The organism is Brasilonema sp. UFV-L1, assembly GCF_012912105.1.
In the GTDB taxonomy this organism is placed as follows: domain Bacteria; phylum Cyanobacteriota; class Cyanobacteriia; order Cyanobacteriales; family Nostocaceae; genus Brasilonema.
In genome coordinates this window covers 15141-34881 of the sequence record NZ_QMEA01000007.1, presented here as the reverse complement: position 1 = coordinate 34881, position 19741 = coordinate 15141, and the positions used below count along the sequence as shown (strand labels likewise).

Below are 19741 nucleotides of genomic sequence, written 5' to 3'. Positions count from 1 at the left end.
AGTGCTCATTTTTCATTGATTTTTGACACCTGAATTTTTTACGTATTAACAGAACGAATAAATAAGATAATGGCTATTAAACTATAGCTGAGTGCATTCGCTATCAGTATAGTAGTGACTACATTTGTATTTTGCCATTTATTCTTAGAAGCAAGGCGTGAGTTCCTCCGTTGTGGTATTTGTTGAGGCTCAGGAGTCGGTTTTTTCAGTTCACTTAATGATATTAAAAGTATTCTCAAAAAAGCATATTTTACTAAAAAAGTTCCAAAGAAAATTATAAAAGCAGTTAAAATCAATAAGGTTTGTATACTTGTTTGTAAGCGATTGAAGAAAACAAAAGTCATTAATTCCGATTTGACCTGTGGTGATAAAGCAGGCTCTATGAAGAAAAATATGACCCACCCGATAGCGTTGGAAAATACATTGATAGAAATAGCATAAAAAGCGCTACTCTTTTTATCAAATTTTAGCCTGGCATTTAAGACGTATGCTTCTAGAGGGATTGCCACTAGTAAAAATAAAAAATTAAACAAAATTGCTCCAATGGGAAAAATTCTGGGAATTGAAAGTTCGGGAATTTCAAACATAAGTAAGTAATCGTAATGGTGTGACTTAAGAAAGTATAGCCGCAATACTGAGCATGATGGGGGAAATTATCTCATTGTTTGAGCCTTTTAGCACCTTTATTATTTCAGTTTTCGTTGTTGCTTTTCTTCATATATTTCTATACCTTATTAGGATGTGGGACGTAAAGAGTTCTTAGACCCCACATATAGGACTCAATTTGCTAAAACCTTCGGTAAGATGAAAGACTGCCACGTTAAAGCTTTCTCAAAATGACAAGGAACAGCATTGGTATTCGTACGGCGCAATTGCGCCCCTCACGGCTTACTGGTCAAATTCACATTTATGATGGCGCAGGCAAAGGCAAGTCACAAGCAGCTTTAGGAGTCGTGTTGCGCTCTATAGGGTTAGGGATAAATACTCCCAATAATTCTAATCGTGTTTTGCTGTTACAATTCTTAAAAGGACCAGAGCGGGATTATGATGAAGATGGAGCAATAGCTGCCTTGCAACGCGGTTTCCCCCATCTGATTGACCAAGTTCGCACTGGTAGAGCAGAATACTTTGGACCAGAAGAAATTACGCCTTATGACAGGGCAGAAGCAGCGCGAGGTTGGGATGTAGCTAAAGGCGCGATCGCCTCTGGTTTGTACTCGGTTGTCGTTATGGATGAAATTAATCCCGTCCTGGACTTGGGTTTGCTTGAAGTGGATGAAGTGGTGCAGACACTAAAATCCAAACCACAGGAGTTAGAAATTATTGCTACTGGACGTGCAGCACCGCAACAGTTACTTGATATTGCGGATTTACACTCAGAAATGAAACCCCAAGTCCACCAAGCAGCAAAAGCACAAGGGATACAAGGTATTGAAATTTACACAGGTACAGGGAAAGGTAAATCTACAAGTGCCTTGGGTAAGGCATTAAAAGCAATTGGTCGGGGAATCAATCATCCGGGTTCCACTCGTGTGTTAATTATGCAGTGGCTCAAAGGTGGTACTGGCTACACAGAAGATGCTGCCATTGCAGCCCTGCAGCAGTCATATCCAGAAGTGGTCGATCATCAACGCTGTGGACGAGATGCTATTGTCTGGCGCAACTCTCGTCAAGAATTAGACTACGTGGAAGCCGAACGCGGTTGGGAAATTGCTAAGACTGCGATCGCCTCTGGATTGTACAAAACCATTATTCTGGATGAGCTCAATCCTACAGTGGATTTGGAACTACTACCGATTGAACCGATTGTTCAAGCATTACTTCGTAAACCCCGTGATACTGAAATCATTATCACAGGTCGCTGCCAAAATCAACCAGCATATTTCGACTTAGCGAGCGTTCACTCTGAGGTATACTGCCACAAGCATTATGCCAATCATGGTGTAGAACTTAAGCAAGGAGTAGATTTTTAACAGTACACAGTTATCAGTTATCAGTGTCTGAAACTTTGATAACTGAATAACTGTTTTAATGCATCAGATCAGCAGTGGGAGGATGTTAATCTGTAGGCTTTCGGTGTTATGTCTGTAAGTTACGGCTCAGATCTGACGAGAGATGGTTAACTTTGATCAAGTTTTAGGAAGCAGCAGATATTAGTAGGGTGCTTGAATAGATTCCTAAAATGAAATTGACTCATCATGCCCAACAATTTGGCTAAATCTGCAAGTTTGATGTCTTGATTTAGATGTTCGTTGATGTACTCCAATACTTATGGAACTTGACACCACCAACGCCATCTATGTCATAAGATGTGCAAAAAGCGCCATATGCAAAATTTGTGAGTGTGAGGAATGTCAAATATTGTTAAGCGCCAATCTCGAAACCGAAAACTTAAGCGAAAACCCATTGGTTTGCTTTTAGTCATCTTGGCTTGGAGTTTAGCTATGGGTTGGCTATTAGCCTTGGCAACTCATACTCAAGCTGCTACTCCTACTTCAGAGATAGGTACCGTTGATGTTGTACCAGCACAATACCAATTAGGACAAGAATTATATATAGAAAACTGTTCCACTTGTCACATTGCCTTACCACCAGCTGTTTTGCCTACCCAAACTTGGAAAAATCTTTTGGAAGACACACAGCATTACGGCTCACAGTTAAAGCTTTTAGTCGATCCACCACGTATCTTAGTATGGAAGTATCTTGCAACTTTTTCCCGTCTGCAACTCCAAGACGAGCAAACACCATATCGCGTCAATAGCTCCCGGTCTTTCAAAGCTTTGCATCCTAGAGTCAAACTACCCAACCCTGTGCAAATTGGTAGCTGCGTCACCTGTCATCCCAGTGCTGCTAACTTTAACTTTCGTCGTCTCACTCCAGAATGGGAGAACTCTAATTGAGATGGGGTGATGGGGGGCGATCGCCACCTCGCTTGGTCGGGCTTGTCTGCCTCATCTGGAGGCAAAATGATACTATTAAAACAGTTTAAATTTAAACTGAAAAGTAAAACCAATCGTTTAGCATACTGATTGGGCTATTATTCTACTGTTTTTTAGCAAATTCTCATGCATAACCCATCCAAGACCACAAAAGGCTGGTTAGGATAAAAGTTTATAATTAATCCCGAACATTAATCATCCCTATCCCCCCTTGATTCTGTATAACCTGCCATGCTAAAGACTTTGTTGGGCGACCCCAACGCTCGAAAACTTAAGAAATACCAACCTTACATTACAGAAATTAACCTTCTAGAGGAAGACATAAAAGCCCTCTCGGATGACGAACTAAAGGGCAAAACAGTAGAGTTTAAACAACGTCTAAAAAAAGGCGAAACTCTAGATGATATTTTAAGCGAAGCGTTTGCTGTGGTGCGGGAAGCAGGACGGCGAGTGTTAGGGTTACGGCACTTTGATGTTCAACTTTTAGGCGGTGCTATCATGCATACAGGGCAAATCGCCGAAATGAAAACAGGTGAGGGCAAAACCCTAGTTGCGACTTTGCCTAGTTATTTGAATGCCCTGACAGGAAAAGGCGTACACGTAGTCACTACGAACGATTACCTGGCTCGTCGGGACGCAGAATGGATGGGACAGGTGCATCGCTTCTTGGGGTTGAGCGTAGGGCTGATTCAGCAAAGCATGACGCCAACTGAACGTAAGAAAAATTACGACTGTGATATCACGTATGTTACCAACAGCGAGGTAGGTTTTGACTACCTGCGCGATAACATGGCAACAGACATCAAAGACGTAGTGCAACGCCCGTTCAATTACTGTGTGATTGACGAGGTAGACTCTATCTTAGTTGACGAGGCACGAACTCCACTGATTATTTCCGGACAGGTAGAAAGACCAACGGAAAAATATTTAAAAGCTGCTGAAATCGCAGTAGCGCTGCAAAAAGAAGAACATTACGAAGTGGATGAAAAAGCTCGTAATGTGCTACTGACCGATGAAGGCTTTGCTCAAGCAGAGCAGCTTTTGGAAGTCAAAGATTTATTTGATCCAGAAGATCCCTGGGCACACTTCGTTTTCAACGCGATTAAGGCAAAAGAACTATTCCTTAAAGATGTCAACTATATAGTCCGCAATGGGGAAGTCGTCATTGTAGACGAATTTACAGGTCGAGTTTTGCCAGGACGACGTTGGAGTGATGGACTACACCAGGCAATTGAAGCAAAAGAACACGTAGACATTCAACCGGAAACTCAAACTCTGGCAACAATTACCTACCAAAATCTGTTCTTGCTTTATCCAAAACTCGGTGGTATGACCGGAACAGCGAAGACAGAAGAAGCTGAGTTTGAAAAAATTTACAAATTAGAAGTCACGATTATTCCAACTAACAGAACCAGAAGACGCCAAGACTTGTCTGATATGGTCTTTAAGACCGAAGCAGGTAAGTGGGGGGCAATTGCTAAAGAATGTGCCGAAATGCACACACTAGGGAGACCAGTTCTAGTGGGAACCACTAGTGTGGAAAAATCGGAATATCTTAGCCAGTTGTTAAGGCAGATGGCAATTCCACATGAACTGCTGAATGCAAGACCAGAGAACGTGGAGCGCGAAGCGGAGATTGTCGCGCAAGCAGGACGTCGAGGTGCTGTGACCATTGCTACTAACATGGCAGGTCGAGGAACTGATATTATCTTGGGTGGTAATGCCGAGTACATGGCACGTCTGAAGATGCGGGAATATTTCATGCCCAGGATTGTCAAGCCGGAAGATGAAGATGCTTTTGGCATTCACAGAGCTGCAGGTTTACCTCCTGCTGGAAGTGGCCCAGGACAAGGCTTTGTCCCAGGTAAGAAAGTCAAAACTTGGAAGGCTTCGCCACAGGTTTTCCCGACTCAGCTTTCTAAAGAAACAGAGAAACTTTTGAAAGAAGCAGTGGACGCAGCTGTGAGAGAATATGGCGATCGCAGCTTATCAGAACTAGAAGCAGAAGATAAAGTCGCCGTAGCGGCAGAAAAAGCTCCCACAGATGACCCTGTGATCCAGAAAATGCGGGAAGCATACAAGCGAATTAAGCACGAATACGAACAGTTCACCAGCACAGAACACGATGAGGTTGTAGAATTAGGTGGATTGCACGTGATTGGGACAGAGCGTCACGAGTCACGACGGATCGACAACCAGCTGCGGGGACGCGCAGGACGACAAGGTGACCCTGGTTCCACAAGATTCTTCCTGAGTTTAGAGGATAACCTACTGCGGATTTTTGGAGGCGATCGCGTCGCACGTCTGATGGATGCCTTCCACGTCGAAGAGGATATGCCCATCGAATCCGGAATGCTCACCCGCAGTTTGGAAGGTGCTCAGAAAAAAGTTGAAACCTACTACTACGACATCCGTAAGCAGGTGTTTGAGTACGACGAGGTGATGAACAACCAGCGCCGTGCTATCTATGCCGAACGCCGCCGGGTGTTAGAAGGGCAAGACCTCAAAGAACAGGTTATCAAGTACGCCGAAAAAACGATGGATGACATCGTTGACTTCTACATTAACCCAGACTTACCCTCAGAAGAATGGGAATTAGACAAGTTGGTTGATAAAGTCAAAGAATTTGTCTATTTGCTAGCGGACTTGCAACCCAGTCAACTAGAAGATATGGGAATGGGTGAAATCAAATTGTTCCTGCAAGAACAAGTGCGTATTGCCTACGATCTCAAGGAAGCAGAAGTTGACCGAATTCGCCCAGGATTAATGAGGCAAGCTGAACGATTCTTTATTTTGCAGCGGATTGACACCCTCTGGCGAGAACACCTCCAACAGATGGATGCCCTGCGGGAATCAGTCGGACTGCGGGGTTATGGTCAAAAAGACCCGCTGATTGAGTACAAGAGCGAAGGGTACGAATTATTCTTGGATATGATGACCAATATTCGCCGAGATGTGGTATACTCCTTGTTCATGTTTCAACCTCAGCCCCAGCCAATGACAGAAGCACCTTCAGAGATGGTGTGAGGTTGTACAGACGTGAAACTCCTTGTGCAACGAGGCAATTTCACGTCTTGATGTGCGCACTCTAATGCTTGTATCCTATTCATGCGGTTGCTCATGCTGTGGCTGGACGGGGGAAAATGGCTACGAACCATATAGAACTTAGAAGAAAGAGGTACTTCAAGCTCAGTTCACAAATCGCTCAGTTGGATAATGTACAATTACGTTCTCTGTTTGACAATAGTGAGTCGAATGAGTCGAGTACGGGTTGGGGGACAAATCATGTTATCGTCCTTGGGCAATCCAAAGTCTTTGTGAAACGTGTTCCAGTAACGAACATCGAATACGACAACCTGTTCTCCACCAGAAACCTCTATAATCTGCCGACTTACTGTAATTACAACGTAGGTTCCACTAGTTTTGGGATCTTCCGTGAACTTGTGACGCACATCAAAACCACCAACTGGGTGTTGGAAGAAGCAATTGTCACCTTCCCACTAATGTACCATTATCGGATTATTCCGTTCTCTGGGTGGCAGACGGATGTGGATATGGAACGTCTAAAAGATTATGTGGAGTACAGGGGAAATAGTGAGAATGCTGGGAATTATGTGGTAGATAGAGCTCACGCCAACTATGAGTTGATTCTGTTCCTTGAATACATACCGCATATTCTAGAAACATGGCTACAGGAAAACCCCAACAAACTTCAGAAACCTCTGGATGAGTTACGCACGACGATTGACTTTTTGAGGAAGAAAGGAATCATCCATTTCGACGCGCATTTTCGCAACGTCCTCACCGACGGCGAGCAGATATATTTGACTGATTTTGGTTTGGTACTTGATAAGAGTTTTGCGTTGACGAAAGATGAAGAGTCTTTCTTTAAGCAGAACACATTTTATGACTATGGCGAAGTCCTGCGGAATCTTGGACACGTAATTCGACCGTCTTATTATTCATGTTCAGAGAACGATAAACGCAGGATAATGGAAAAATATGGGATAAAAGAAGGTTTACAACCTTATGAAGTGGGATCCATATTACTCGACAACATCGAACAGATCCATGCTGACGGGATTATGAAGTTAGATGAGTTTTATGTTGCCAGCATCGTCAAATACCGCAGCATTATTACGCTGATGCAAGACTTCTTTTCTGATATGTGGGGAAATAACAAAAAGGATACGAAACTTGATCACGCAAAACTACAGCTGCTGCTTGAAGAGACAGGGTTTATTCCTGGTGCTGAAAGCCACGGCGGTTAACAATTCAAAATTTTCTTGCTTTTAACTTGTCACCAATGATTGAACAGCAGTTGCAACACCTCTATCAGTAGAAGGCTCAAATAAACAGACTAGGTGACACCTTGAAATAATCAGCAAGCGCTTTAGCTTGTGCCTTGCTAATCGAACGCTTACCATTCACCACCTCAGACACTACACCACTCGAACCGATAATCCCTACTAAGTCAGCTTGACGGGTATCACTGGCTTCCATAATGTGTTGGAGAATTTCATGAGGCAGAGATTGATCCATCGGATAGTTCTGTGTCTCATAGGCTTCAACCAATATTACTAGCAACTTGTGTAAAGCTTGCTCTTCGGTTGTGCGATTCTTTTTAAAGGTTAGCTGTTCTACTACTTTTAAGACACGTTCGTATTCTTCCTCAGTCTCAATTGCGACAGGAGCAACTTCAGCTAATAGATTGCGATAAATGCTTTGATCAAAAGTAAGGGTCATTTTTCCACTTTTGTTTGTCGTATTCCGCGTGTGTTAGAAAATATTTGTAGTAAACAACCTGGTTTTCATAGTCAATACCGACAATCAAGCGATAGTCATTGCCTTTAATATTAAAGATAGTAAAACTCCCAACCGCTTCAGCATCCCGGTAGATTTTACGAACATCCTCTAGATTACGCCAATCCGCCTTCTTGACGGTTACATACCAGTCGTCAATTTGCTTTTTGACATCGGGGAACTGACCAGCATCAATACGGAGATTGCGAATCGAAATTAGATGCATTCGTTTTTAGTTTTTACGTCATCTTTATTAATCAATAAAAATTAATTAGATAGATTCTCTCGAAATGAGAGCAAAATGTCAATGCCCTGCGGGCTTTCTTGTAAGGGTATAGGAGTGTGAGGGATAGGAAAACTAAAACTTCTGGATCCGTTAAGCGCGAGTTACCCTCATCATCCCGTAGCTCAAGAATAATACTTTCGCTGTCCTAAAGCATCGGTACAGTCATTTCAAAATCCCGGTTTTTGTTGGAAATCCCGAGTTTTTGTGAGAGTAGATCAAAAAAACCGGGATTTTTACCCATTTTCTAGGTAGATTAAAAATCAGTGGTGACTTACCATGAATTGGTGCAGTCGTGGCTACATTTGTTGCTGGTACAGTGCGTCTGTGTGCATCCGTAGATTCTTTGATTAAAATTTATACTTATGACAACAACACCCATAAAATCATTTGACTTAAATGCGATCACCACTTCCTTAGAAGGTGTTGAAACGATCACTGACCCAGGTCAAGTCGCAAAATTATCCCAAGATTACCACACCTTCAGTCCAGTACTCGTACCCAAACTAGAAGGAAAAGTTGGGGATATAGTTGTACGTCCCGGCAACCAAACAGAAGTATTAAAAGTCGCAGAAGTTTGCGTGAAACACAGAGTACCCGTCACAGTACGCGGTGCAGGAACAGGGAATTACGGGCAATGCGTACCCTTACATGGAGGCGTCATTATAGATATGACGCGGATGCAGGAAATACGCTGGGTGAAACCAGGAGTTGCACGGGTTGAAGCCGGAGTCAAGTTAGCAGCGTTAGATAAAAAAGCACGAGAAATCGGCTGGGAAATACGGATGGCACCCTCAACCTACCGTACGGCGACAATTGGCGGATTTATTGCAGGTGGTAGCGGTGGAATTGGGTCAATACAGTATGGCTTATTGGGTGATAGAGGTAATCTTCTGGCTTTACAAATCGTGACGATGGAAGATGAACCACGCGTCATTGAACTGCGCGGCGACGATGTGCAAAAGGTAAACCATGCCTGGGGTATCAATGGTATAATCACAGAAGTAGAAATTCCATTGGGACCAGCTTATCCTTGGGCAGAAGTGATTGTTACCTTCCCAGAATTTATGGCAGCGGCTAAGTTTGGGCAAGCTTTAGCAGATGCTGATGGGATGATGAAAAAGGAAATTAGTATTTTTGCATCCCCGATTCCTCAATATTTTGCAGCTTTGCGAGAGCATATTCCAGATGGAACTCACCTCGCTTTATTGATGCTTGCTGAACCAAGTTTAGAATTATTGCCTGGGTTAGTACAGCAATATGGTGGCAAGATTACATACCAAAAACCAGCACAAGAAGCAGGAAGAGGGACACATTTATGGGAGTTTACCTGGAATCATACCACTTTACACGCTCGGACTGAAGATACTTCTATCACATACTTGCAAAGTATGTTTCCTGCTGATAGAAATTTACAAATGGTAGAGCATATGTATCACCACTTTGGGGATGAGGTGATGATGCATTTGGAATTTATTCGGGTTAACGGTGCGGTTGTTCCTGGGGCTTTACAACTGGTGCGCTACACAACAGAGGAACGTCTCAACGAGATTATCCGCTACCACGAAGAGCGAGGTGTGTTTATTGCGAATCCCCACACATATATTATTGAAGATGGTGGTAGAAAAGTGATTGACCCTGAACAGCTCAAGTTTAAGGAAATAGTTGATCCTTATGGGTTGATGAATCCTGGTAAGAGCAAAATGGTGGAATTTAACCAACCCAACCGGAGGTAGGTAGCAATTTTTCGACATTTTTCAAATCTTGAGAGGTTGTCTTCCACCAAGCCCAGGGCGTACAATTCGTTGGACTTTGGACAAAGCAGATTCCCGCATAAATTCCAACTGAGCGATCGCGGTTGAATGGATACCGTTCCCCTTGTCATCCGTATGGTGAGTTACCAGTTCCACCAGTTCTTGACAAGCATGAATCGCCGTCTCGCGTTTCAAGGGTTCAATTACCATAGCAGTTTCTCGATCGCTCTCATCATTTTGTTGCACCTCATTATAGAGGATTCTTTTGGGCACCATCGTTCTGCTTGAGAGGATCAGGCAATAATCTGCGAGGTTTATGTATTTATAACCCCTCTGCTTAAGCCTATGATGAACCCATACCAAAAAGGTAATGAAAGGATAAGACAAACAAACAGGGCACAACAAGCATATCTAAATCGCTTTGATTACAAAATCGAGGTGAGGACAGAGCAAAAATGCGGCTTTTGCAACTGCCTAGAAAGGAATTGATATCGGTTCAAGAATTTAGCTGTTTTACTAACTCAATGTCAGGAGATCTACAAATGACTCAGAAAACATGGTTCATTACAGGTGCTTCCCGTGGAATTGGGGCTGAGATCGCGAAAGCAGTATTGGCAGCAGGTGACCAATTAATTGCAACCGCCCGCAATCAGACCAGTTTGCATCAGTTCGAGTCGAACCCAAATGTGTTAGCGCTCAGCCTGGATATTACTGACGAGGCTCAGGTGCAAGCAGCAGTTGCAGCAGGACTGGAAAAATTTGGGCAGATCGATGTGTTAGTCAACAACGCAGGATTCGGTTTACTGGGAGGCATCGAAGAAACGAGTGCTCAAGAGGTTGAGCGGGTATATCGCACGAACGTCTTTGGGCTTTTGAATGTGACTCGTGCCGTGTTGCCCAGTATGCGTCAGCGCCGCTCCGGACACATTATTAACCTATCGTCGATCGGTGGCTATCGCTCCTCTTTTGGGTGGGGTGTCTATTGCTCAACCAAGTTTGCGGTCGAAGGCATTACCGAAGCTCTGCACGATGAGCTAGCTCCTTTGGGAATCCATGCTACCGTTGTCGAGCCGGGATACTTCCGTACCGATTTCCTCGATGGCAGTTCGCTCCAGCAAACCGCAATGCAAATTCCTGATTACGTTGAGACCGTCGGCAAAATGCGTAAACTCGCATCTGAACGGAACTATCAACAACCGGGAGATCCTACCAAACTAGCCCAAGCCCTCCTTGAGATCGTCAACGCAGATACTCCACCTTTGCGGTTGCCTCTAGGGACAGATACCCTTCAGGCAATTGCTGAGAAAAACGCTTACGTTGAGCAAGAGACGGCACAATGGCGAACTCTGGCTGAATCTACTGATTACAGATAGTGGGTACAAGATGGTGAAAAAAAGTAGATATGAATAAATGCTTCAAGTTCTCGGTGGCAAGATTACTTCCTACTGAGGACTTGAGCCGCGTCACAAAGGTTATGTTTTGTCCAAAGTCCAAAAATTTGCTTACTTTACTTTATCGGCTCATTTAGCAGTTTCGTCTAAAACACCATAAATAGAATCACTATAAATTAGTTACTTTTGTTACTCAGTAAAAGGCGTTTCTGACTGCTTGCGTAAACTTTGAACAGTAGAAATAGTGTGTTCTGCAACTTGGTCAATCTCCTCAAGAGTATTGAAGCGTCCGATACCAAATCGTATCGATGCATAAGCCAGTTGTTCTGAGTGTCCCAATGCTATGAGAACATGAGAAGGTGCAGTCGTTACTGAAGAGCAAGCAGATCCAGAAGACACTGCCATGACTGGTTGTAATCCCAGCAATAGTGCAGATCCGTCTACTCCCTCGACACTGATATTTAAATTTCCTGGGAGTCGCTGAGTAGGATGTCCATTCAGATGAATTCCTTCTAATTGAGAAAGTTTTTCCCATAATCTTTGTCTTAACTGTGTCAGACGTTGATTTTCTGTCGCTTGTTGTTCTAAAGCAATCTCAACCGCCTTACCAAATCCTACGATTTGTGGTGTATACAAAGTGCCAGAACGCATACCCCGTTCATGTCCACCACCATGCTGTTGAGGAGCAAGTTGGACTCTGGGATTGCGGCGACGGACATATAATGCACCAATACCTTTGGGACCGTAGACTTTATGTGCTGTTAGCGACATCATATCAATTTTCATCGCCTGCACGTCAAGAGAAATTTTAGCAATAGCTTGCGCTGCGTCGGTGTGAAAAAGAACATTGCGATCGCGACACATCGCGCCAATTTCTGCCAATGGCTGCAAAACCCCAATTTCGTTATTTGCAGCCATGACTGAAACGAGAATTGTGTCAGAACGGAAAGCTTTTTCTAACTCAGTTAAATCAAGCAATCCATCTTTTTGAACTGGGAGGATTGTAATTTCAAAACCAAGAGTTTTAAGATACTTGCAAGGGTCAAGAACTGCACTGTGTTCTGTTGCAACAGTAATAATATGTTGTCCTTTTTGAAAATAGGCTTCTGCAACACCTTTGATCGCTAAATTATTTGCTTCTGTCGCGCCACTGGTGAAGACAATTTCTTCTGGAGTCGCGTTGATTGCTGCTGCTAAAATTTCTCGCGTTTGCTTGACAGCAGCTTCTGCTTCCCAGCCATAAAGATGATTGATGCTGGAAGGATTGCCAAAGTGTTCGGTGAAGTAGGGTAGCATTGCGGTGACTACTCGTTCATCGACAGGTGTAGTAGCGTGAGAGTCGAGGTAGATAGGACGATGAGACATAATTATTCAATCAAAACTTGACTTAGCTTTTTTAATATACTGAGAACCTTATATAATTCATTTTCGCGCTTTAATAAAGTCAACTGTTCAGACAACGCATATTGGGGCGTATCTTGTTTAGTCAATTTTAGGAAAATGAAATCACTCCCATTCAATACTAATCCAAAAGAGGAACGTTCAGGATGAGGATTACCCAGCATATAAGTAAGTGCTTGTGGTATGGCTGTTATCAGAGAAAATCCTGCGTTTTTCGACTCAATGACAAGTAACCATAACTGACGTTGGAAAACCAATACGTCAATTCTTCCCTTTACAATCTCACCTTCATCTTCTAAGGCTATTTCCACCGATTCTTCAGTTTCAATATCAAACGGAGGATGATAAAATCCTGCTAAATCTAACAAAGGAGCTAAAACTACCATTTTCACCATTTCTTCTGAAATAGCACGGCGTTCGATTAAACTGAGATAGTTGGTTTTTACTCTGTCTAAATATTGCTTTTCCCAATCGTTGATATTGGGTAAATTCTCAAACCACTCTGTGAAGAATGGTTCATCATCAGTTCGTTGTAAGCCAAATTTTTCTTTTAAGTAGATGAGGTTAACGTTTTGCGGTTGGATGACTCGAACCATAGTTTTTTTAACTAGCTGTATTCCTGAATGATAGTTGTACCCAGTTTTTTTAATATGCTCAAAACTTTGTATAATTCATTTTCGCGTCTCAAAAGTGTAAATTGGTCAGACAAAGCATACTCTGGTTGATTTTTTTTAGTAAGTTTCAGGAAAAGAAAATCACTACCATTCATGACTAATCCAAATAAAGGTTTTTCTAAGTGAGGATTAGCTAGCATATAAGCGAGTGCTTGGGGGATAGCTTCAAGAAGAGAAAAACTAGCTCTTTTAGATTCTATTATCAATAACCAGAATTGTTGTTGGATAACTAACACATCAATACGTCCACGTACAATTTCTCCTTCATCCTCTGCACAAATCTCTATAGATTGTTCACTTTTAAGAAAAAAAGGTTCATCATAAAATCCAGCCAAACTCAGCAAGGGAGATAACACCACTAACTTCACCGCTTCTTCCAGTAAAGGAGGATGTTTGACTAAACGGAGAAAATGAGATTTTACTTTGTCTAAATATTGCTTTTCTAAATTTGTAATCTCTGGTAATGAGTCAAACCATTCTGTAAAAAAATCTTCATTCTCAGTCTGTTGCAGCCCAAAATTTTCTTCTAAATAGCCAAGGGTGACATTGTGTGCTTGGATAACTTGAACCATAGTTTTTTAAACTCGCTATTATCTTAATGTTAAACTCTGATGTCATATCCCATTTTAACAAAATAGTAGGTTGAGTCATTAACAAGTAAGATGGCGATAGGAACAAACTCACTCTTGAGGTTTCTATGACTCTCACCATTTCTTTTTTATCTTCTGCATTATCTTTGTCCTCCGTGATAATTTATTCGCTAATTTCTATAGTTTCTTCTGTAGCGATGTAAAACGGAGGACGATAAAAACCCGCCAAATCTAGCAAGGGAGACAACACTACCAATTTCACGGCATCTTCTAAAAGGGAAGCATTTTCAACCAAGCTGAGATAGTTAGTTTTCACTCGGTCTAAATATTGTTTCTCTATTTCAGTAACTTCAGGTAGATTTTCAAACCAGTCAGTAAAAAAATCTTCATTAACTGACTTTTGAAGTCCAAATTTTTCTTTTAAATAAGCTAAGGTGACATTTTGAGCTTGTATGATTTGAACCATAGTTTTTATTATCTTATGTTAAATTCTGATGTCATATCTCATTTTGACAAAATTGTACGTTTAGTCATTGACAAGTAAGATAGCTATAGGAGTAGACTAACTCTTGAGGTTTCCATGACTCTCACCATCCAGGACTTAGAAAGACTGCAAGAAAAGCTACAAGAAGACCAGCGCGACTACCAACTGGAACTACAAGAAGGTAAGATCATCGTCATGGGACCATCAGATATTGAATCGAGTGAAATTGGGGCTGAGTTTATCAGACTGCTGGGTAACTGGGTTAAGCCTCGACGACTTGGAAGAATATTTGATTCCAGTGGTGGTTTCATCATGCCAAATACCGATTTACGAGCACCAGATGTTTCTTTTGTATCAGCACAAAGACTGAAACGCACCGTGCGCGACTTTGCCAACTTGGTTCCAGATTTGGTTGTGGAAATTAAATCGAAAACAGATCGTGTTTGTCCAATTGAAGAGAAAATCAAGTTATTCTTGCAATTGGGAGCGCAAGTTGGGATACTGATTAATCCAGATAAGCTAACTGTTAGTGTATATCGCCCAGTCGGTGAAGTGGAACTGTTGGCGGGTGAGGATAAGCTAACTATTCCAGAATTGTTTCCTGGTTGGGAAATTTCTATTTCTGAACTATGGCCGCCGGTGTTTGAATAGTACTATACAACATGTCTCAAAGAACTCAATTGAGGTTACTGTTTTGATACTGTTGTTGATAATACGCAATAATAAAGAGTTAGTCTGGGTCAGCAGGCTTTGTTCGTCTAACCACGACTTTAGTCGCCCGGCAATCTTAACCTGAATCTTAATGCAAAATGACTAAAGATATGCAACGCGACTTTGCCAACCGCGATGAGTTGGTAGACTACCTCCGCGAACAGTTTCCCAAAGCTGCAGAACGGGATGATCACATCAGCGAAACTATAGGTGGACGCAAAGCCGCGATTGAAGCACTGCAAAAAGTAGATCCTGTACGCTACGCGAAAACACGTAACTTTTTCACAGGTGCAGTGACGCGGTTATCTCCTTATATTCGCTATGGGGTTCTCAGCTTGCGAGAAATTCGGGATAATGTCCTTGGACGCGTCAAACACCAAGACGATGCAACTAAACTTATTAATGAGTTGGGGTGGCGTGACTATTGGCAAAGGCTTTATGTTAAGTTAGGCGATAGCATCTGGAAAGACCAAGAAGAATACAAAACTGGGTACACCGTTGCTGAATATGCTCCTGAATTACCTGATGATATCAAACAAGGCACCACAGAACGAGTGTGCATCGATAGTTTCAGCCAAGATTTACGAGAAACTGGATACTTGCACAACCATGCAAGAATGTGGATAGCAGCTTACATCATCCATTGGCGACGCATTCGTTGGCAAGCCGGGGCAAAGTGGTTTTTGGAACATCTTTTAGATGGTGATCCAGCAAGCAATAATATGTCATGGCAATGGGTAGCCAGCACTTTTAGCCACAAACCTTATTTTTTCAACCGCGAAAACTTAGAACGCTACACGGAAGGCGTTTATTGCCGAAAATGTCCTTTATATGGTAAATGTGACTTTGAAGGAAGTTATGAAGAACTAGAAGCGCGACTGTTTCCTAAAGGCGAATTTACGAAACAAGCTAACAGTCAAAGTTGGCAACGTGGTGACAAACGTCGGTAAACATTTTATTTTGGTGAGTTGTTCTTCATCACAACACTCGTCTTCCCAAGTGTCACTCTCGTTTCTAATTGCAGACTTTCACTGTTGTCTGAATTTTTTGACTGGGTAATTCATGTTCAGCAGACATCTGCTCTTGATTAACCTCATGATTTACCATTCCAGAATTCTGATTGGTCAGTTGCTCATCGCCACAACAACCGTCGTCCCATTTGTCACCAGGCTTGTGATTGCAGACTTTTGCTGTTGTTTGAGTTTGCTGATTAGACATGGTTGAGTGATATTTGTAAATCGATGGACGCCCATAAAGTTATTTACCTAAGTATAAACTCCTCCGGCACTCAGCGGCAATGAGCGGCATGGCTTTAATTAGTATCCGTTAGTACCGCTCAAAAGATAGACTCAGATCTTGCACCTAACCGTATAAGCCCGGACTTAGTCAAAAGCAGCGCAATAAAGTTACATGATTTTTCTTGTTTTTTCTCGGGAAAATAAGGACTTTAGACTTAGTACTGAGTTTTAAAATTCAATCAACTTTTCTTGGTGCAAGATGTGAGTAGATTAATCAGTTCAAAACTAGAGCGCTGGTCAAGTAATAATAGTTGGCAATACAAACACAATCTGGATTAAGAGCTTTTGTGATATAAATTATCTAACTGACTTGCCTGTTATCCACCTAATTCTAAAAAAATTGAATATTTACAAACATCGCATTCCGTCAATTATGAATACTTGACCAACACCCTACTAGGAATATTTAATAAATAAATATCAATAAATATGTCAAAAAGAGCATTAAATGCTCCTGGTAAACATCGTTATTTAGATAAAAATTGATAATGATTAAGAAATTAAATATTCAATAAATAAGTTGGAATTTTGTGAATTGGTAATAGTGAATTGTCTAGAATATCCTCACGCAGTTTTTTAGAAGCATAGCTTTCTCCACGTAGACAAGCTAATAACAGTAAATTAGCATAAAGGTAATTTTCTAACCTGTTAACATCTGCATTGGATAGCTTTACTCTATCACCAATCTGGAGATACTTAAGCATCACTTGTCTTAATTCTTCTGCCCATTCCTCACACTGTTTACCAGAGGTATCATGACAAGGCTGAGAATTTTGCAAAGAAGTCAATTCATTAGCTAAATCAGTCATATTAATTTCTGTAGCTATGTTGATAGCAACATTTAACTTGTCATTAATATCAGATTGTTCATCAACTTTGAGCCGTTGTCGAGTAAATTCACTTGTATGAGACAAGTTTATATGTTCAGTAGAAGAGTGTTGAGAAGCATGATCGACAGCTAAAGCATGAATAGCTGATAGAGTCAATATCAGTGTAGCTCTTGGTTGTGTAGGAGTTATTCTGTGGTGTTCAATATTAAACTGTCTCATTTTAATTGCCAATTTCTGGAAAGGTATCCGGTTGATTTTAGTGTCATGACTGATATAGAGTTCGACATCTAAATCAAGAGCTAGATATAAAGCTCTCCAAGCGCTAGATCTAACGTTAGCAGCAGTCGTTATTTCGTCAAGCCAACTGAGCATATCTTGTAAGACCTGACGGTGTTTTACTATGTCATTAGTACACCTAAACATAAGTTTGAGAAATTCATCAGCGTTGCCAAGTCGCTCCGTAGTCAAAATAAAGACTTCTCGCCATTGATGTTCTATTAAATTTTCTTCAACAAATGTTTTTAAAAAGTCAGGTTTACGATTCTCTACTATATATTCAGTCGCAAAGTACTCTTGAAAAGTCAAGTGAGAGAAAGAGTAAATTCCCTTAGCTTGTTGAAGTAGTAAGCCATTGTTAGCTTCGATAACTCTTAAAATTTCCTGAGAATCAATTTCAGAATTAATGTTTTGCATAAATTGAGAAATCTCTTTCTCTAATTCCCATTGATACCATAAGATTTTTTTGGGTTTTTGGCTTAAGCCATGATAAGCTATATCGCTAAACATATTGATTTTACGCTGCCTTGATAAATTAAAATTAGGCTGGCGAGCAATTCGACGACTAGCATCCCATCTTCTCAAAAGAGAATCTACTGCATCTGCATATAATCCATAGCGGTTTCTAGAAAAGTCATAGTTATCTTGAAATGTCAAACACAAAATAGTTAGTAATAATGGATTCGTTGCTAGCTCTTTGACAGGCTCATTGTCTTCTAACTTCTCTAAAAACTTATGACTAATTTCTTCTTCTTCGCGCGCCTGAAACCACTTGTGTACAAATGTTTCAATTTCTTCCCTATTAAAATCTGCTACTTCTACTTCAGTAAAATCATGAAAAACGTAATCACATGCTCCTGTGCGACATGTAATGACAAAACGATTTTCCGGAAAGAAACTTGTCAGAGCATCAATTTCTTTATAAATATATTCCTTATCTACTTTTACTTCATCCAGACCATCTAGCAAAATCAGACACTGACCTCGTTCCAGTAACATCCGAACGGTTGTCTTTGAGTTAGGAACAGAAGAAAATTCATGTATGACTACATCAGTCAGCCTATTGTTTCCTTCATGATTTGATAACTCTTTTAGCTGAACAAAAATTGGAACAATTTTATCGAGTGACTCTTCTGTTTTCATTGAATCTCCTGTAGGAAAATGCATAGCCAGATACTTCAAAAATGTAGTCTTTCCTGCTCCTGGCTTACCTAAAACCATGAGCTTGGAATGGGACTTAACTGCTTCAATTGCAGGAATTTGACTTTCTTGGAAAGTAAAAAGTAAACGTTGAAAATTTTGATATGTATCCGTTTCGATATTGGTAAGCAAATTTTGAATAGTTTTTTGTCTACGTCCCCGAATATCCTTTAACACCCTAAAATTGGCAAAAATATTGTCTATAAGAATCGGCTCGGTCATATCGAGTACCCTCATCGTACTGCACTTTCTTTCTAAGTGTTTCCAATAAGGATCAAGCCAATCCCCTTCTAGACTAGGTTCACTCTTAATGAATTGCCTTAACGCTTCTTGGTAGCTTTTTTGCTCTAATAACACACCACATAAATAGTTGAGATTCTTCTCTTGCATTTTTGGTAGCGTAGCAGAATTAAAAAAAGCACGGATAGTTCTATCAGCAATGAGATTTTCGTTTTCGTCTTCTAATTCATCTTTATATACATCATTGAGTCGGCTAATCAACGAACTGGGAGAAGAACCAAATTTTTCAGAATAAGCTTGTTTTAATAGCTGAAAAATTTCTGACTCTACTTGAATTGCTGCCATTTCTTTCTCCTGAAGTTTTAAGAAAAGTTAAAATTAGACTTATTGTAACAATTGGTTACAGTTCGGAGATCATTTTACCTAAAGGTGTACTACACAACCATTTTAGGAAGATCTAAAGTATAAGATCTTCATGCAAAAAATCTGTGATTTTCATGCGAAATCACATGTTTTCACAAAAAATATGAATTTCATCAATTACATACTCGAACTATTTTTATAATAATCTACTCAATACTAGTTGTTATATATTGCCGATCATTGCCTATAATCTCCGCACAATTTCATTCTCTTGATTGATATATAAATCAAAATTTTATGCTTAAACGTTGAAAGCAATTAATCAAGTTATTACTTTCATGCATATTTTCTATTGTCAATAATAAGTTTCTTCAATTTATCAGTAGTTTTGTGTCTTAGGATTTCTTAAATTCTTGAAACAGTCAAACTTTTGTGAGTTAATTTCTAAATCAACTCATACTACTAATTATAAAAAAATCAATTTTATCTGATACAAAAAGTAAC

General features: G+C 40.8%; 18 protein-coding genes and 1 pseudogene. 8 read left to right on the top strand and 11 right to left on the bottom strand.

Translation table 11 applies throughout. The features are described from left to right. Nucleotides 1-38 precede the first annotated feature (38 nt). Entirely contained in the window at nucleotides 39-587 is a 549-nt protein-coding gene (gene fraC / locus DP117_RS03875) for a filament integrity protein FraC (protein ID WP_169217019.1), read from the bottom strand. Nucleotides 588-836: 249 nt separating this feature from the next. Between fraC and DP117_RS03870 the strand changes: the two genes are divergently transcribed. Next, on the top strand, nucleotides 837-1973 hold the full coding sequence (locus DP117_RS03870) for a cob(I)yrinic acid a,c-diamide adenosyltransferase (RefSeq protein WP_169217018.1): 1137 nt from the start codon (nucleotides 837-839) through the stop codon (nucleotides 1971-1973). 191 nt (nucleotides 1974-2164) lie between these two features. Here DP117_RS03870 and DP117_RS03865 read toward each other — a convergent pair. Continuing rightward, a pseudogene (locus DP117_RS03865) lies at nucleotides 2165-2281 on the bottom strand (AraC family transcriptional regulator); the annotation flags it as partial. A gap of 70 nt (nucleotides 2282-2351) precedes the next feature. Between DP117_RS03865 and DP117_RS03860 the strand changes: the two are divergent. The 3 genes from DP117_RS03860 (at nucleotide 2352) to DP117_RS03850 (ending at nucleotide 7210) form a co-directional block, all read left to right on the top strand. Beyond that, complete coding sequence (locus tag DP117_RS03860) at nucleotides 2352-2900, top strand: cytochrome C (protein WP_169217017.1); 549 nt, start codon at nucleotides 2352-2354, stop codon at nucleotides 2898-2900. 270 nt (nucleotides 2901-3170) lie between these two features. Beyond that, nucleotides 3171-5966, top strand: coding sequence for a preprotein translocase subunit SecA (secA, locus tag DP117_RS03855; RefSeq protein ID WP_169217016.1), 2796 nt, complete (start codon nucleotides 3171-3173; stop codon nucleotides 5964-5966). Nucleotides 5967-6082: 116 nt separating this feature from the next. Then, complete coding sequence (locus tag DP117_RS03850) at nucleotides 6083-7210, top strand: hypothetical protein (RefSeq protein WP_169217015.1); 1128 nt, start codon at nucleotides 6083-6085, stop codon at nucleotides 7208-7210. Nucleotides 7211-7286: 76 nt separating this feature from the next. Here DP117_RS03850 and DP117_RS03845 read toward each other — a convergent pair whose 3' ends face one another. Next, entirely contained in the window at nucleotides 7287-7685 is a 399-nt protein-coding gene (locus DP117_RS03845; protein ID WP_169217014.1) for a transcriptional regulator, read from the bottom strand. After that, a complete protein-coding gene (locus tag DP117_RS03840) occupies nucleotides 7669-7968 on the bottom strand; it encodes a type II toxin-antitoxin system HigB family toxin (protein WP_169217013.1) in 300 nt (99 codons plus the stop codon). Before DP117_RS03840 ends, DP117_RS03845 begins: the two co-directional genes overlap by 17 nt. 422 nt (nucleotides 7969-8390) lie before the next feature. On the opposite strand from DP117_RS03840, the gene DP117_RS03835 reads away from it, so the two are divergent. After that, the gene (locus DP117_RS03835; protein ID WP_169217012.1) at nucleotides 8391-9761 is read left to right on the top strand and encodes an FAD-binding oxidoreductase; all 1371 of its coding nucleotides are present in this window, start codon (nucleotides 8391-8393) and stop codon (nucleotides 9759-9761) included. 21 nt (nucleotides 9762-9782) lie between these two features. Here the strand turns inward: DP117_RS03835 and DP117_RS35300 are convergent, their stop codons facing one another. Continuing rightward, a complete protein-coding gene (locus tag DP117_RS35300) occupies nucleotides 9783-10055 on the bottom strand; it encodes a hypothetical protein (RefSeq protein WP_211175898.1) in 273 nt (90 codons plus the stop codon). Nucleotides 10056-10243: 188 nt separating this feature from the next. Here DP117_RS35300 and DP117_RS03825 point away from each other — a divergent pair, with 188 nt between their 5' ends. Then, the gene (locus DP117_RS03825; protein ID WP_248277515.1) at nucleotides 10244-11152 is read left to right on the top strand and encodes an oxidoreductase; all 909 of its coding nucleotides are present in this window, start codon (nucleotides 10244-10246) and stop codon (nucleotides 11150-11152) included. A gap of 207 nt (nucleotides 11153-11359) precedes the next feature. On the opposite strand, the gene DP117_RS03820 is transcribed toward DP117_RS03825, so the two are convergent. The 4 genes from DP117_RS03820 to DP117_RS03805 form a co-directional block, all read right to left on the bottom strand. Then, the gene (locus DP117_RS03820; protein ID WP_169217011.1) at nucleotides 11360-12535 is read right to left on the bottom strand and encodes an IscS subfamily cysteine desulfurase; all 1176 of its coding nucleotides are present in this window, start codon (nucleotides 12533-12535) and stop codon (nucleotides 11360-11362) included. A gap of 2 nt (nucleotides 12536-12537) precedes the next feature. After that, nucleotides 12538-13167 (bottom strand): type I restriction endonuclease, encoded by a 630-nt coding sequence (locus tag DP117_RS03815; protein WP_169217010.1) that lies wholly within the window; start codon nucleotides 13165-13167, stop codon nucleotides 12538-12540. A gap of 11 nt (nucleotides 13168-13178) precedes the next feature. Next, complete coding sequence (locus DP117_RS03810; RefSeq protein WP_169217009.1) at nucleotides 13179-13817, bottom strand: type I restriction endonuclease; 639 nt, start codon at nucleotides 13815-13817, stop codon at nucleotides 13179-13181. 181 nt (nucleotides 13818-13998) lie between these two features. After that, nucleotides 13999-14301 (bottom strand): hypothetical protein, encoded by a 303-nt coding sequence (locus DP117_RS03805; protein WP_169217008.1) that lies wholly within the window; start codon nucleotides 14299-14301, stop codon nucleotides 13999-14001. A gap of 114 nt (nucleotides 14302-14415) precedes the next feature. On the opposite strand from DP117_RS03805, the gene DP117_RS03800 reads away from it, so the two are divergent. After that, on the top strand, nucleotides 14416-14970 hold the full coding sequence (locus DP117_RS03800; RefSeq protein WP_169217007.1) for a Uma2 family endonuclease: 555 nt from the start codon (nucleotides 14416-14418) through the stop codon (nucleotides 14968-14970). 158 nt (nucleotides 14971-15128) lie between these two features. Beyond that, nucleotides 15129-15980 carry an FAD-binding domain-containing protein gene (locus DP117_RS03795; RefSeq protein ID WP_169217006.1) on the top strand — a complete coding sequence of 284 codons (852 nt, stop codon included), beginning with the start codon at nucleotides 15129-15131 and terminating at the stop codon, nucleotides 15978-15980. Between the two features lie 64 nt (nucleotides 15981-16044). Here the strand turns inward: DP117_RS03795 and DP117_RS03790 are convergent, their stop codons facing one another. Both DP117_RS03790 and DP117_RS03785 read right to left on the bottom strand, forming a co-directional pair. Next, the gene (locus tag DP117_RS03790; RefSeq protein ID WP_169217005.1) at nucleotides 16045-16248 is read right to left on the bottom strand and encodes a hypothetical protein; all 204 of its coding nucleotides are present in this window, start codon (nucleotides 16246-16248) and stop codon (nucleotides 16045-16047) included. Nucleotides 16249-16828: 580 nt separating this feature from the next. Then, a complete protein-coding gene (locus tag DP117_RS03785; RefSeq protein WP_169217004.1) occupies nucleotides 16829-19219 on the bottom strand; it encodes an NACHT domain-containing protein in 2391 nt (796 codons plus the stop codon). Nucleotides 19220-19741 lie beyond the last annotated feature (522 nt).